14 protein-coding genes and 2 tRNA genes are annotated in these 13,297 nt (G+C 41.5%); 1 reads left to right on the forward strand and 15 read right to left on the reverse strand.

All coding sequences use genetic code 11. The annotated features are described in order from the left end of the window. Window positions 1–155: 155 nt before the first annotated feature. The gene (locus OA91_RS01210) at window positions 156–1,220 is read right to left on the reverse strand and encodes an AI-2E family transporter (protein ID WP_046019762.1); all 1,065 of its coding nucleotides are present in this window, start codon (window positions 1,218–1,220) and stop codon (window positions 156–158) included. Window positions 1,221–1,249: 29 nt separating this feature from the next. Further along, window positions 1,250–1,486, reverse strand: coding sequence for a sulfurtransferase TusA family protein (locus tag OA91_RS01215; RefSeq protein ID WP_046019761.1), 237 nt, complete (start codon window positions 1,484–1,486; stop codon window positions 1,250–1,252). A gap of 80 nt (window positions 1,487–1,566) precedes the next feature. Here OA91_RS01215 and OA91_RS01220 point away from each other — a divergent pair, with 80 nt between their 5' ends. Next, window positions 1,567–2,937, forward strand: coding sequence for a M48 family metalloprotease (locus OA91_RS01220; protein ID WP_231870279.1), 1,371 nt, complete (start codon window positions 1,567–1,569; stop codon window positions 2,935–2,937). Window positions 2,938–2,978: 41 nt separating this feature from the next. Here the strand turns inward: OA91_RS01220 and nadA are convergent, their stop codons facing one another. The 13 genes from nadA to aspS all read right to left on the reverse strand — a co-directional run bounded on the left by nadA (window position 2,979) and on the right by aspS (window position 13,278). Beyond that, on the reverse strand, window positions 2,979–4,028 hold the full coding sequence (gene nadA, locus OA91_RS01225; protein WP_046019759.1) for a quinolinate synthase NadA: 1,050 nt from the start codon (window positions 4,026–4,028) through the stop codon (window positions 2,979–2,981). A 42-nt stretch (window positions 4,029–4,070) separates the two neighbouring features. Beyond that, window positions 4,071–4,146 (reverse strand) — tRNA-Lys (locus OA91_RS01230). A 28-nt stretch (window positions 4,147–4,174) separates the two neighbouring features. Next, window positions 4,175–4,250, reverse strand: a tRNA-Lys gene (locus tag OA91_RS01235). Between the two features lie 40 nt (window positions 4,251–4,290). Continuing rightward, window positions 4,291–5,073 (reverse strand): tol-pal system protein YbgF, encoded by a 783-nt coding sequence (gene ybgF, locus OA91_RS01240; RefSeq protein WP_231870280.1) that lies wholly within the window; start codon window positions 5,071–5,073, stop codon window positions 4,291–4,293. 8 nt (window positions 5,074–5,081) lie between these two features. After that, window positions 5,082–5,720: a peptidoglycan-associated lipoprotein Pal gene (gene pal / locus OA91_RS01245; protein ID WP_046019757.1), complete on the reverse strand. Its 639-nt coding sequence runs from the start codon at window positions 5,718–5,720 to the stop codon at window positions 5,082–5,084. A gap of 21 nt (window positions 5,721–5,741) precedes the next feature. After that, window positions 5,742–7,040, reverse strand: a complete 1,299-nt coding sequence (gene tolB, locus OA91_RS01250; RefSeq protein ID WP_063337698.1) for a Tol-Pal system beta propeller repeat protein TolB — start codon at window positions 7,038–7,040, stop codon at window positions 5,742–5,744. Then, window positions 7,040–8,071, reverse strand: coding sequence for a cell envelope integrity protein TolA (gene tolA, locus OA91_RS01255; RefSeq protein ID WP_063337699.1), 1,032 nt, complete (start codon window positions 8,069–8,071; stop codon window positions 7,040–7,042). Before tolA ends, tolB begins: the two co-directional genes overlap by 1 nt. Continuing rightward, window positions 8,071–8,499: a protein TolR gene (gene tolR, locus OA91_RS01260; protein ID WP_063337700.1), complete on the reverse strand. Its 429-nt coding sequence runs from the start codon at window positions 8,497–8,499 to the stop codon at window positions 8,071–8,073. Before tolR ends, tolA begins: the two co-directional genes overlap by 1 nt. Beyond that, on the reverse strand, window positions 8,499–9,179 hold the full coding sequence (tolQ, locus tag OA91_RS01265; RefSeq protein WP_046019753.1) for a protein TolQ: 681 nt from the start codon (window positions 9,177–9,179) through the stop codon (window positions 8,499–8,501). Before tolQ ends, tolR begins: the two co-directional genes overlap by 1 nt. A gap of 9 nt (window positions 9,180–9,188) precedes the next feature. After that, window positions 9,189–10,217, reverse strand: a complete 1,029-nt coding sequence (ruvB, locus tag OA91_RS01270) for a Holliday junction branch migration DNA helicase RuvB (protein WP_046019752.1) — start codon at window positions 10,215–10,217, stop codon at window positions 9,189–9,191. A gap of 9 nt (window positions 10,218–10,226) precedes the next feature. Continuing rightward, window positions 10,227–10,826 carry a Holliday junction branch migration protein RuvA gene (gene ruvA / locus OA91_RS01275; protein WP_063337701.1) on the reverse strand — a complete coding sequence of 200 codons (600 nt, stop codon included), beginning with the start codon at window positions 10,824–10,826 and terminating at the stop codon, window positions 10,227–10,229. Further along, window positions 10,823–11,374, reverse strand: a complete 552-nt coding sequence (gene ruvC, locus OA91_RS01280) for a crossover junction endodeoxyribonuclease RuvC (RefSeq protein WP_046019750.1) — start codon at window positions 11,372–11,374, stop codon at window positions 10,823–10,825. Before ruvC ends, ruvA begins: the two co-directional genes overlap by 4 nt. Before the next feature lie 134 nt (window positions 11,375–11,508). Next, on the reverse strand, window positions 11,509–13,278 hold the full coding sequence (aspS, locus tag OA91_RS01285; protein WP_063337702.1) for an aspartate--tRNA ligase: 1,770 nt from the start codon (window positions 13,276–13,278) through the stop codon (window positions 11,509–11,511). Window positions 13,279–13,297 lie beyond the last annotated feature (19 nt).

The raw sequence follows: 13,297 nt of genomic DNA on the forward strand, positions 1-13,297 counted from the left end.
ATCTTTAGGAACAAGCTCGTCAATACAGACGAACTCAAGAGAAGACTGAGTTTGGGGGCGAGAATTAAGCATGGCTTATTATAAAAAATCCCCGCCTAGGTTGGCGAGGACTTTGTCAGCAGTCTGAGGGCGCCTAAATAGGCGCCCTTTTTATATTAATAGCTGGGAACTTGATGATGTCTCGGCCAGGCATTAATAATTGCCTTAACAAGAGTCGCCAGAGGAATCGCGAAAAAGACTCCCCAAAACCCCCAAATACCGCCAAAAAATAGCACAGCGATAATGATAGCCAGTGGATGTAAGTTAACAGCCTCTGAAAATAGCAAAGGAACAAGAACATTCCCATCTAGTGCTTGCACTACAAGATAAGCCACAAGCACATAAACGAATTCAGAGTCGGTTCCATATTGATAAAATGCCACCATAACGACAGGAACAGTCACAGCCGCAGCCCCTATATAAGGTATAAGGACTGACAAACCAACAAAAAGAGCAAGCAGCTCAGCGTATCTCAACCCAAGCACAGCAAAGACTGCATAGGTAGCAACACCAACAACCACCATTTCGATAAACTTACCACGGATATAGTTGGCTATCTGATCATTCATTTCTTGCGCAATGGACCTCATCATAGCTCGTTCAGAGGGTAACCAAGCGGTACACCAAACCATTATTTGCTTTTGATCCTTCATTAAGAAAAACATAACTAATGGCACGAGAACCATATAAATCATTAGCGACATAATAGAAGGAATGCTAGACAAAGAAAAAGACAGCAGCCACTGACCAAGATTAGCCAATTCATTTGCCATATTTCCTAGCACTTCATCAATAGAGTCCTGCTTTACATACTCCAAATGCTCGAGCGTGAAGGTTTTAACAACAGCATCAAGATCAGTTAACATTTGTGGAGCGTCATTTAGTAAACGACCTGCTTGCTTCCAAATCACAGGCACCATTATTCCAATAAAAGCCACACATAACGCAGTAAAAGAAAGAAAAACAATCAAAACCGCAGGCAAATGCCCGACACCAATACGCTCAACTTTACTTACTACACCTTGCAATAAGAAAGCTAAAACCACAGCGATCAATACAGGTGCGAGAATATTGCCTAAAAAAACCAATATGGCAATACATGTAATTAGCAACAATAAAAACACTACAGCCTCTTCATCAGAGAAGTAGCGCTTTATTAGCGACTCGACAATTTTTAACATAGATTCCTGCTTTGTTTAGTCTTTTGAACTTATGGCTTTTGAATTAAAAAACGGCATACATTATCAACATGCTCTTGTAATAACAACGGAATTTCTACGACAGATAAATAATAGGGGATATCTTTTAATGACCCAGGATCACTCGCAAGGACACACAAAACCTCTTGCGATGACATTTTAGCTAATGCCATTTTCGTCTTTAATAAGGGCATAGGGCACTTATCTTCTCTTACGTCCAATAATACGTCATACTGCTGATTATTCATTCTTACCTTACTAAATCTCAAGATACTCTTTTAAAACAATGATTTTATCAAAACATATCAGGCTCACAATAAGCCTTTTGATGGCTTTAGCCCTAACTAGTCCAAAGGCCGAAACCTTACTACCAAATTTAGAAGCCAATCTTGATGAGCAGAGCCTTTCAAATCCATCCTATGTTTTAGGACAACACTGGTTTCGTAAACTCCATGGCAGCAAACATTTTATAAATTTTCCACCGGCATACGATTATTTAAGAAGTGCTTTAGCCCAGCTTCTGCCGTACACGGAACTCTATCAGAAAAACATTGAAATAGGACTCTTAAACAGCACTAAAAGCAATGCATTTGTTCTACCTGGGAGTCATATGTTCCTTTATAGCGACATGTTAAGCAAAATAAATGACGAACAAACTCTACTGGCGCTACTTGCCCACGAACTAGCACACCTTGATCTTAAACATTACGAAAGACAAAGCCAGCATAGTGAACAAGAAAAAAACAAGGCTATGCTTATGATGGGGGCAGGAATTGTTGCAGCATTAGCTGGTGCTCAAGGAGACGCAAGTTCTGCACTCTTCTTGTCGGGCATAGCAAACCAACAAGAGAATAGATTAAGCTATAGCCGCATACAGGAAGTAGAAGCCGACAGACAAGCTAAAAAATACTTAATCAGAGCAGGAATAGATGAACACGCGACAAGCAAACTTTTCTTTACCTTCTTCCAAGGCACTATCGGCCGGGAACCTATCGAATTCTTATCAACTCACCCTATTCCAGAAAACAGGCTTGCTGACTCTCTAAGCACGACCCCGATACAAAGTGTTTTAAAGCAAGGGGATCAAACTCAGTTTAATCAGTTTAGAGCGACACTTCTTGCTTATCGTGCCAGTTTAATGCTTAACCCAGATACCTATATCCAATCGCAAATTAACATTGAAAGTGATCAAGTCTATGCCAAAGCGCTTGTTGCTTTAATAAATAATGATAAAGAAAAAGCGAACAGTCTTGCCAAAAAGCTAGATGTAACACTTTATAATCAAGCCTATTTAAAAGCTCGAATTTTAATTAACAGTGGCAAAATAGAAGAAGCCCAAGCGATCATCCAACACAAACTTAGCCTTAATAAGAATCAACTCGCTTTTATCGAATTAAGTCCTGACAGCCATTTATTAAGCAGTACCCAATCTCAACAAGTCAGGCTCTTACAGTACGAAAAAGATATTATTAACCGCATTCATTTACGCCAAGCCAAAGAAGCCAAAAATCTCGCCTTAACACGAGCCTATGAAGCAAAAATAGTATTTAGCAAGGGCCAAGGAAAATCGGCTTTAAATTTACTTAAAAGAGCAGAATTTGTTGCGGACAATAACGACCTAATCATTATTAACAAAATCAAAGAAGAAATTTTCAGTACAATAGAGCTAGAGAAAGGAAATAAAATTGAACTGGATTGATAGCTCTACCTTGATTAAATAGAGCTATCGTTTACCTAGAATTAAGATTGAACCTGAAAGTCCAGCATCCTTTGTAAAGGCATTAGCGCTTTAACTCTTGTAGTTTCATCAACATGAATTTCGTCTGTTGAATCAATTAAAGCATCTCTTAATAACTGCAAACTATTTAAAGCCATCCAAGGACAATGCGCACAACTACGACATGTCGCACCAGAACCAGCCGTTGGCGCTTCAAGAAATTGCTTCTCTGGTGAGGCCTGCTTCATTTTATAGAAAATACCGCGATCCGTTGCCACGATAAAACTTGAATTTGTCATTTCTTTCGAGGCTTTCAAAAGCTGCGATGTAGAGCCTACAACATCCGCCACATCTACAACTGACTCGGGAGATTCTGGATGAACAAGCACAGCAGCATCTGGGTAAATTGCTTTAAGATCTAAAATACCTTTCGCTTTAAACTCTTCATGAACGATGCAAGCGCCATCCCAAAGAATCATATCTGCACCTGTTTGCTTTTGGATATATCCACCAAGATGCTGATCTGGCCCCCAGATAATTTTTTCACCTTGATCAACCAGATGCTCTACGACCTGCAACGCAATACTTGAGGTTACAACCCAATCAGCTCGAGCTTTTACAGCTGCTGACGTATTGGCATAAACAACTACCTTTCGATCAGGGTATTGATCACAAAACGCAGAAAACTCATCAATTGGACAACCAATATCTAATGAGCAAGTAGCTTCCAGTGTCGGCATTAATACTGTTTTTTCTGGACTGAGAATTTTAGATGTCTCGCCCATAAATTTGACACCAGCAACCACAAGGGTTGATGCTTCATGATTCGCTCCGAACCTTGCCATCTCCAGAGAATCAGCAATCACACCTCCGGTCTCTTCAGCTAATGCCTGAATATCATCATCGCAATAGTAATGAGCAACTAATACAGCATCTTTTGCTTTAAGGAGGGATTTGATTTCGGCACGCAATGCATCTTCATTTTCAGAAGGCACTTTTAGGACTTGTTCTGCAGAAGAGAGATGTTGTTGAACTGTTTCTCTTAAGGCTGCTTTATCGAGGACGGTCGACATGTCATTACCCCTAACTAAAACTCGGGATTAGATATAGAAAGTTGGTGGGTCGTACTGGATTCGAACCAGTGACCAATTGATTAAAAGTCAACTGCTCTACCAACTGAGCTAACGACCCAGACTACCTGAAGTAGATATAAGATTGTTGGTGGGTCGTACTGGATTCGAACCAGTGACCAATTGATTAAAAGTCAACTGCTCTACCAACTGAGCTAACGACCCAACGGGCGCGTATAATACAGAACCCATTGGGAAATACAAGCTATTTTATATTAGACAAGAGATTTTTTGCTAATTTAGCTGCTTTACTGTTAGGAAAACGCTCAATAACATCAACTAGATAGCCTCTAGCTGATTCTTTATCATCAAGTTTTAGATAGGCAAAACCCAATCGATACAGCGTATCAGTTTCTTTATCATGGCCAGGGAACTGAGCAATAACAGACTTAAATTGTTCAATTGCAGAAACAGGATCACCTGAATTCAATTTCAACAAACCAAGCCAATAATATGAATTGCCAGACAGCTCACTATTTGGATATTTTCCAATAAAATCAACAAATGCCAACTCTGCCTTTGCGTTTTCATTGTTACGCACAAGAGAGTACGCTGCTTTGTACTCTGCCAATGTTTCAGCATTAGCTGGTTCAATAATTCGTGGCGTATTAACTACTTCAACCGGTTCTGGCTCAACTACCGAGTTGCTAGTAGCACTATCTACAGGCAAAGCATCAGAACTAGCCGCTGTTACATCAAGAGCAACAACAGGAACCACAGGTCGCTCCTGAACAACCCTCATCAAGGATGAAATACGCTTATCTAGATCGATATACCTATCTCTTTGACTTGCTTTCATTTTAGAAAGTTCATGCTGCTGCTGTTCAACTGTGCCTCTAAGAGATTGAACCTCAAGCTGCAGGTTTTCTATTTGATATAACAACTCAGCGGCAGCACTTGCAGACAAAGCACTAGGCTCTCCCTCAGCAAACGCCAATGGCGCTGTGAAACACAGCGCCATTGCGATAGAGCGAAGATTATGAGTCACGGCCAACATTATTCGTAACGCACTTCTACACGACGGTTTGCTTGCCAAGCTTGCTTGTTATGACCAAATTCAAGTGGCTTTTCTTCACCGAAGCTAACTGTTTCGATTTGAGCGGCAGCAACACCTTGAATAGTCAAGTAACGACTAACTGCTTTAGCACGACGCTCACCAAGAGCCATATTGTATTCACGAGTACCACGCTCATCAGCATGACCTTCAAGAACAACACGAGCATCTGGATTAGCTACAAGATATTTCGCATGTTTAGCTAGAGCTTCACGTGCTTCTGGACGCACAATTGATTTATCGAAATCAAAATAGAAAACATGAGCAACGCCTACAAGCATATCCTTGGCATTTGCAGCAGCTGTTTCAGCCGCAGCAGCAGTATCAGCAGATACAACATTGCCGTTACCATCAACGATTACGCTAGATAAATCACCGTTACCATTTGCACCAAAAGATTCATCACCAGCATTGCCAGTAGAACCATTTGCACTTGCAGCTGATGACTCAGCCGCTACATTATTTGCTTCAGCTTCTGATACTGAAGAAGAATCAGTCTCAGTTGCTGTGGTACTACAACCTGCAATCCAAGCTGCAGAAAGACCAATTACAGCCATTTTACCTAGTTTATTAACGCTCATTCTTCACTCCTTAAGGGGACTCTACTCAAAGAAAGGAGACCATGCGGGCTCCCTCACTTCACCTGCCGCTGATGGTAACCTATATTTAACCAGACCATCAACGGAAACTACTGCCAAAATACCTTTCCCATTATGCGTAGTTGCATACATCACCATACTACCGTTAGGGGCAATACTTGGAGACTCATCTAGGTAGGTTTCTGTTAAAATTTGTACACGACCATTTTTCATATCTTGTAACGCTATATGGTAATTACCATCATTTTTTTGCACTGTTACCAGATAGCGCCCATCTGGCGTCATTCTCGCTCGGGTATTTAAATCACCCTCAAAAGTGACGCGCTCAACGGCTTTAGAGTTAATATCTACACGGTAGATTTGTGGATTACCACCTCTATCAGATGTAAAAACAATCCCTTTACCATCTGGCTCCCAGCTTGGTTCAGTATCGATTGAATAATGATTAGTAACTCTTTGTAATTTTTGTGTTGCTATATCAAAGATATAAATCTCTGGGTTACCATCTTTAGATAAAACTAGCGCTAACTGCCTACCATCTGGCGACCATGCTGGTGCGCCGTTAAGACCTTTATATTGAGCAATTTTTTGCCTTTTCCCTGTCGCCAGTTCTTGTACGAAAATATTAGGGCGTCTATCTCTAAACATTACATAAGTAATAAAACGACCATTACGACTCCAAGATGGAGATAGAATTGGCTCTTCTGACTCAACGATAACTTGTGGCCTATGACCATCCGCGTCAGCAACCTGTAAGCGATACGTTGGCGCAGCCCTATCACCCTCAGCAGTTACATATAAAATACGAGTATTAAAAGCGCCTCGCACTCCAGTTAACAGCTGATAAATTTTATCACTAATGTAGTGAGCAGCATCTCTTAAGCCGCTAGACTTAACAGCTAAACCTGTATGCTTTTCTACCGTTTTCTGACTTAGTACATTAATTAATTCGAAGTTAATTTCAAAGCTTTCACTATCTATCTGCCTAATATCACCAATAACAACATAGTCGCTTTTCAATAAACGCCAATCACGGAAGTGCACATCTTCTTTTTTAGATGGCAAACTCAGCATATTTGTTCTTGGAATTGCCTCAAACAGACCACTACGCTTCAAGTCGTTTTCAATAATTTGAGCAACATCTGCAGGCAGGGCACCTTTTCCATCATATGCAAAAGGAACAACAGCAAGTGGTAACAATTGATCAGCACCACTTGTAATCTCAATAACTAACTGTGCTTTTGCCAAGTTTGATAACAAAAGCATCATCAAACCCAGCGAAAAATATTTCAATTTTCTCATTAGCGTCTCAAATCCTGAGGATTAAAAATTAAGTCAACCGTTCTAAAATTACGTTCAAATACAAAAGGATCAAGCTCAGCTAGCTCTTCAATTCGTCCCATTTTGTATACAGCATCGACTGTTCTTTGATCAAATAACGCATCACCACTTGATTCAGTCACATTTACTAAATCAACCTCTCCCGTCGGCAAAAAGAAAATTCTCAATTGCGTTTTCATACCATTCGTAGCATTAGGCGGCCTTATCCAACGAGATCGTATTCTCTGATCAATTAAAGCCGACATAGATTGCCTTGCACTTGCCTCAGCGATTTCCTGCTGTTTTTCAGCCTCCTCTTGCAAAGCCAACTCTATTGCTAGCGCTTCTTGCCTTGCCTTTTCTTGAGCTAAAGCCAGCTGTGCCTCTTCTTGCCTTTTCTTTTGCTCTTCAGCAATCCGAATCGCCTCTAAGCGCTTACGCTCAACTTCAGCCTTTTCTTTGTTAATCCTTTCTTGCTCTCGCCTTTTTGACTCAGCCAATTTTTTAGCAGCTTCTGCCTTTTTAGTCTCCTGAGCTAATCGTTTTTTTGCATCATCCTTTGCTTTTTGAGCTTTTTGAGCCGCTTTTTTCTTTTGCTCAGCTTCAACAACCTGTCTTTTCTGCAACTTATCAGCTTCAGCTTTTTGTGCAGCCTCTGCGGCCGCCCTAGCTTTCTCTTCCTGTGCTTGCTTCTGCTTTTTTTGTTGTGCTAGCTGTTTTTTCCGCTCCTTTAAAGCTTGCTCTGCGGCCTTACGCTTCTTTTCTTGCTGCGCTTTCTTCTTTGCTGCTAGCGCCTGAGCTTTGACTTTCGCCTTATCCTCTTCAATTCTTTTACCTATGATTGTTTGGCTAATATCTACAACTTTAGCTTGAACAACAGGTCTATCATTTACTCTAAGGTCTTGTTCTTCTTTGAAATCTACTGCAACCAAGCTTACCACAATTAAAAGCAAATGCAGACTTATCGCAAGCAGGACAGGCAATCCATAACTTTCTTTACTGAAAAACTTCATTAAGGTGCCTCAGGTTCTGTTACCAGCCCCACATTAGGCACACCTGCAGCCTGTAATGCCACCATTAAGCCAATTACATCACCATAGGCAACACTTCTATCTCCTCTAACAAGAACAGGAAGGCTTGGATTCTGCGCAATCACTTTTTTCACTTTATCTTGCAATTCAATTAGAGGAAGCGAGCTTTGCTCCCCCCCAAAGTCTATAAAGTATTCACCACTAGCATTAATTGACGCGACCAACACATCTGATTGCGGATCCTCGATCGGCGCTGCATTTGCGCTTGGCAACTCAACATCAACACCCTGTGTCAACATAGGCGCCGTAATCATAAAGATAACCAAGAGCACTAACATCACATCGATATAAGGCACAACATTAATTTCCGCCATAGGTTTACGGCGTGTACGTCGATTAGGGCGAGCCACTATGCAGCGCCCCCATCTCTACCATGTACTTTACGATGTAAAATACTACTAAACTCATCAGAAAAAGTTTCGTAGTTAATCGCAAGCGCATCTGCTGTGGTAGAGAAACGGTTATAAGAGATAACCGCAGGAATAGCAGCCAAGAGGCCAATTGCTGTCGCAATCAAAGCTTCAGCAATACCAGGAGCCACTGTAGCAAGCGTTGCTTGTTGCACCTCGGCCAAACCTATAAATGAATGCATTATCCCCCAAACTGTACCAAACAAGCCTACATAAGGACTGGTAGAACCCACCGTAGCTAAAAAAGGCAAATGCTTATCAAGCTTCTCTTCTTCACGCGCCAGTGCTACACGCATAGCACGCTGAACGCCCTCCATGACCGCATCAGGGTCCATATTTGCACTCTGACGTAAACGCGTGAACTCTTTAATCCCAGATGTGAAAATATTTTCTATACCTTCAACTCTTCGCCCTTCCGCTGTTACTTGACGATAAAGCTGACTTAAGTCCATACCAGACCAAAACAGATCTTCAAAAGTGCGACGAACCTTTGCCGCCCCTCTTAACACTCTCACTCGCTGAAAAATGACAACCCATGAAAAAACAGATGCTAAAACCAACAACAACATAACTAGCTGAACTACAAGGCTAGCACTCGCGATAAGACCCCAAATTGACATTTACTACCTCTAATTTAAATCGTTTGGCAATTGATAATTAAAATGCTCATATGCCTTCTTTGTAACCTGTCGCCCTCTTGGCGTACGAATCACAAATCCTTGCTGAATTAGGTAAGGCTCGATCACATCTTCGATGGTATCTTTATCCTCCCCAACAGCAGCAGAAATACTGTCCAGACCTACCGGTCTTCCTTCAAACTTCTCTATCATAGTCAATAACATACGTCGATCTAAGTGATCAAACCCTTGAGTATCTACACTTAACATATCTAAGGCACGCTGAGCAACTTCTTGGGCCACTATTTCATAGCCACCAACTTGAGCAACATCCCTGACTCGACGCAACAAGCGGTTTGCAATTCTAGGCGTCCCCCTTGCTCTACGAGCAATTTCGAAGCTACCTGAAGCATCCATATTCAACCCCATCTTTTCAGATGAACGAGAGACTATAGTTGTTAACGACTGAACATCATAAAACTCAAGTCTTTGCACTATACCGAATCTATCTCTTAAGGGAGATGTCAATAAACCAGCGCGAGTTGTTGCTCCGACCAAGGTAAAAGCAGGAAGTTCAATTTTAATAGAGCGAGCAGCAGGACCTTCACCTATCATAATATCCAGCTGATAATCCTCCATCGCAGGATAAAGCACCTCTTCAACCGCTGGACTTAAACGATGTATTTCATCGATAAACAGCACATCACCTTCACTAAGGTTTGTCAAAAGAGCAGCTAAATCACCAGCACGTTCAAGCACAGGACCAGAGGTCGTTTTAATTTCAACCCCCATTTCATTGGCAATAATATTAGCCAAAGTTGTTTTCCCTAACCCAGGCGGCCCAAAGATAAGACAATGATCTAAAGGCTCTTCCCGTTGCTTCGCAGCCTGAATAAAGATATCCATTTGCTCTCTAACAACTGGCTGACCAATATATTCGTCCAACATTTTTGGACGAATTGCTCTATCAATATGCGACTCGGACCCTGAAAGCTCTATAGCATCAGATTCAGCACTAATTATTCTATCGGATTCAATCATATTCAGAATCTACTTAAGCATGCTTTTTAAAGCAGACTTTATCACCTGCTCACTACTATCAGATGACACAGGCACCTTCGCAATGGCTTTTGCTGCTTCTTGTGGTTTGTAACCAAGAGCGACCAAGGCCGCTTCCGCTTCTTGCCTTGGATCCGTTTGCACTTGCCTTAAAACTTCTGGCGTCGCAAATAGATCCTGCTTTGCAGCTTGACCAAGCTTATCTCTCAACTCAATAATCAAGCGCTCTGCTGTTTTTTTACCAACACCTGGTATACGTGTGAGTGCCGTCACATCTGAATCTTGAACATTAGCGATTAACTCATCACTCGACATGCTAGATAACACGCTAAGCGCCATCTTAGGGCCCACTCCATTAACTTTAATTAAAATACGAAACAAGGCTCTTTCATCTTTCCCTTTAAAGCCATAAAGGCTTTGAGAGTCTTCTTTTACTTGAAAATGCGTATAAAGCGTGACTTTTTCACCTATGGCAGGTAGCTCATAGAAAGTCGTCATTGAAGCAGTTAATTCATAACCCACACCATTCACATCTAACATTAATTCTGGCGGTACTTTTTCTACCAAATAACCTACTAAACGACCTATCACTTAAGATTCCTTATATCTAATTCTGACCAACGCTTACCGGATCTTGCTGCTCTCTTACCAACACCATATTCTAGCCCCGAAGAAGTACGTGTATGAGCGTGACACATTGCAATTGCCAACGCATCAGCGGCATCAGCTTGAGGCGCTTTCTCTAACTTAAGCAACAGTTGAACCATTTGCTGGACTTGCTCTTTATCTGCACTCCCACTACCCACAACAGATTGCTTCACACGCTTAGCGGCATACTCTGAAACAGGTAAGCCAGCCATTGCCGCAGCCACAATAGCTGCACCTCTTGCTTGACCAAGTTTTAATGCGGAATTAGCATTTTTTGCAAGAAACACTTCTTCAATAGCAAATTCTTGAGGTCGATAACGAGACAAGAGTTCACTAACATTGGTATAAATATTTTTCAAACGTTCTGCCAGAACATCATCAGGCAACCTAATACAGCCACTATCAACATATTGGATTTGCCGCCCTTGCACATCAATAATGCCAAAGCCAGTAATACGGGAGCCTGGATCAATCGCTAAAATTCGAGTCAAAAACACACCTCAAGGACCCATTAATTTAACTGTATATTTCAACAGTATGACCTTTAAGATTCAACCGCATTTCACTATTAAATCAAAAAAAAGGCCGCATAAGCGGCCCTTTTCTTAAAATTCGTCTAAAAACCTTATTCTACAACAGGTTTACGCACACGAATGCTCAACTCTTTTAGTTGCTTCTCACTTACCTCACCAGGTGCTTGCGTCAATAGACATGTTGCACTTTGCGTTTTAGGGAAAGCAATAACATCACGGATAGAGGCTGAACCTGTCATCAACATAACAAGACGATCTAGACCGAAAGCTAAACCACCATGTGGCGGCGCGCCAAACTTAAGCGCATCAAGTAAGAAACCAAACTTCTCTTCTTGCTCTGCTTCATCAATATTTAGCAACTCAAATACAGTTTGCTGCATATCACTTTGGTGAATACGAATAGAACCACCGCCAAGCTCAGTACCATTTAGTACCATGTCATAAGCTTGAGACAAAGCAGTTAATGGATTAGCTTTTAGCTCTTCTACAGAACATGATGGCGCTGTAAACGGATGGTGAATAGCTGTAATACCGCCATCAGAAGTCTCTTCAAACATTGGGAAGTCAACAACCCATAGAGGCGCCCACTCACAAGTATATAGTTCAAGATCTTCACCAAGCTTACAACGTAAAGCACCTAGTGCTTCATTAACCACTTTTTCAGAATCAGAACCGAAGAAGATCAAATCGCCATCTTGCGCATCTAAACGCTCAAGCAATTGTTGACGAACTTCAACCGGAAGGAATTTAACAATAGGAGACTGCAAACCTTCTTCAAGGTTAGATTTGTCATTAACCTTGATGTAAGCCAACCCTTTAGCACCATAGATACCAACATACTTAGTATAAGCATCGATTTGTTTACGAGTAAGCGCATTACCACCAGGCACTTTAAGTGCAGCTACACGACCCTTAGGGTCAACCGCTGGACCAGAGAACACTTTAAAATCAACATTTTCCATCAAATCAGAAACTGTCACGATTTTTAAAGGAATACGTAAATCAGGCTTATCACTACCATATGTCTCCATCGCTTCAGCGTATGGCATAGTAGGGAAAGCCCCTAGATCTACATTCAATAGTTGCTTAAACAAACCTACAACCATTTCTTCTGTCATAGACATAATTTCTTTCTCACCCATGAAGGATGTCTCAATGTCTACTTGAGTAAATTCTGGCTGACGGTCAGCACGCAAATCTTCATCACGGAAGCACTTTGCAATTTGATAATAACGATCAAAACCAGACACCATTAATAGTTGCTTAAACAACTGTGGCGACTGAGGCAAAGCAAAGAAGTTACCTTCTTGGGTACGACTTGGCACAAGATAGTCGCGCGCACCTTCAGGTGTTGCACGAGTCAAAATTGGCGTTTCAATATCTAGGAAGCCATTATCATCTAAATAATTACGCAGCACGGATGTCACTTTAGAACGGAAACGCATTTTTGCTTGCACTTCAGGGCGACGTAGATCAACAAAACGATTTTTAAGTCGAATGTCTTCACCAACTGACTGGTGCTCATCCAACTGGAATGGAGGTGTTTGCGCAGCGTTAAGAATTTCCAAAGAAGTACCAAGCACTTCAATCTCACCTGTCGTCATATTTGGATTAACTGTACCTTCAGGACGAGCACGTACTAAACCAGTCAACTTAACTACGTATTCATTACGAACACTGTCAGCTAGTGCAAAGCTATCAGCACGATCAGGATCAAAAACAACTTGAGTAATACCTTCACGGTCACGTACATCTAGAAAGATTACGCCACCATGGTCACGACGGCGATGAACCCAACCGCATAGTGTAATTTCTTGAGAAATGTTTGAAGCATTTAATTCGCCGCAATAATGACTGCGCATAATTCTAATTCCTGTTACT

This window comes from Marinomonas sp. SBI8L (assembly GCF_001624705.1).
GTDB lineage: Bacteria > Pseudomonadota > Gammaproteobacteria > Pseudomonadales > Marinomonadaceae > Marinomonas.

What these genes read in the sequence shown, in the direction of transcription:
- tolB (WP_063337698.1), bottom strand. Translation starts at nt 7,040, where the DNA reads ATGAGAAAATTGAAATATTTTTCGCTGGGTTTGATGATGCTTTTGTTA.
- OA91_RS01210 (WP_046019762.1), bottom strand. Translation starts at nt 1,220, where the DNA reads ATGTTAAAAATTGTCGAGTCGCTAATAAAGCGCTACTTCTCTGATGAA.
- tolQ (WP_046019753.1), bottom strand. Translation starts at nt 9,179, where the DNA reads ATGTCAATTTGGGGTCTTATCGCGAGTGCTAGCCTTGTAGTTCAGCTA.
- OA91_RS01220 (WP_231870279.1), top strand. Translation starts at nt 1,567, where the DNA reads ATGGCTTTAGCCCTAACTAGTCCAAAGGCCGAAACCTTACTACCAAAT.
- ruvB (WP_046019752.1), bottom strand. Translation starts at nt 10,217, where the DNA reads ATGATTGAATCCGATAGAATAATTAGTGCTGAATCTGATGCTATAGAG.
- tolA (WP_063337699.1), bottom strand. Translation starts at nt 8,071, where the DNA reads ATGAAGTTTTTCAGTAAAGAAAGTTATGGATTGCCTGTCCTGCTTGCG.
- nadA (WP_046019759.1), bottom strand. Translation starts at nt 4,028, where the DNA reads ATGTCGACCGTCCTCGATAAAGCAGCCTTAAGAGAAACAGTTCAACAA.
- OA91_RS01215 (WP_046019761.1), bottom strand. Translation starts at nt 1,486, where the DNA reads ATGAATAATCAGCAGTATGACGTATTATTGGACGTAAGAGAAGATAAG.
- aspS (WP_063337702.1), bottom strand. Translation starts at nt 13,278, where the DNA reads ATGCGCAGTCATTATTGCGGCGAATTAAATGCTTCAAACATTTCTCAA.
- pal (WP_046019757.1), bottom strand. Translation starts at nt 5,720, where the DNA reads ATGAGCGTTAATAAACTAGGTAAAATGGCTGTAATTGGTCTTTCTGCA.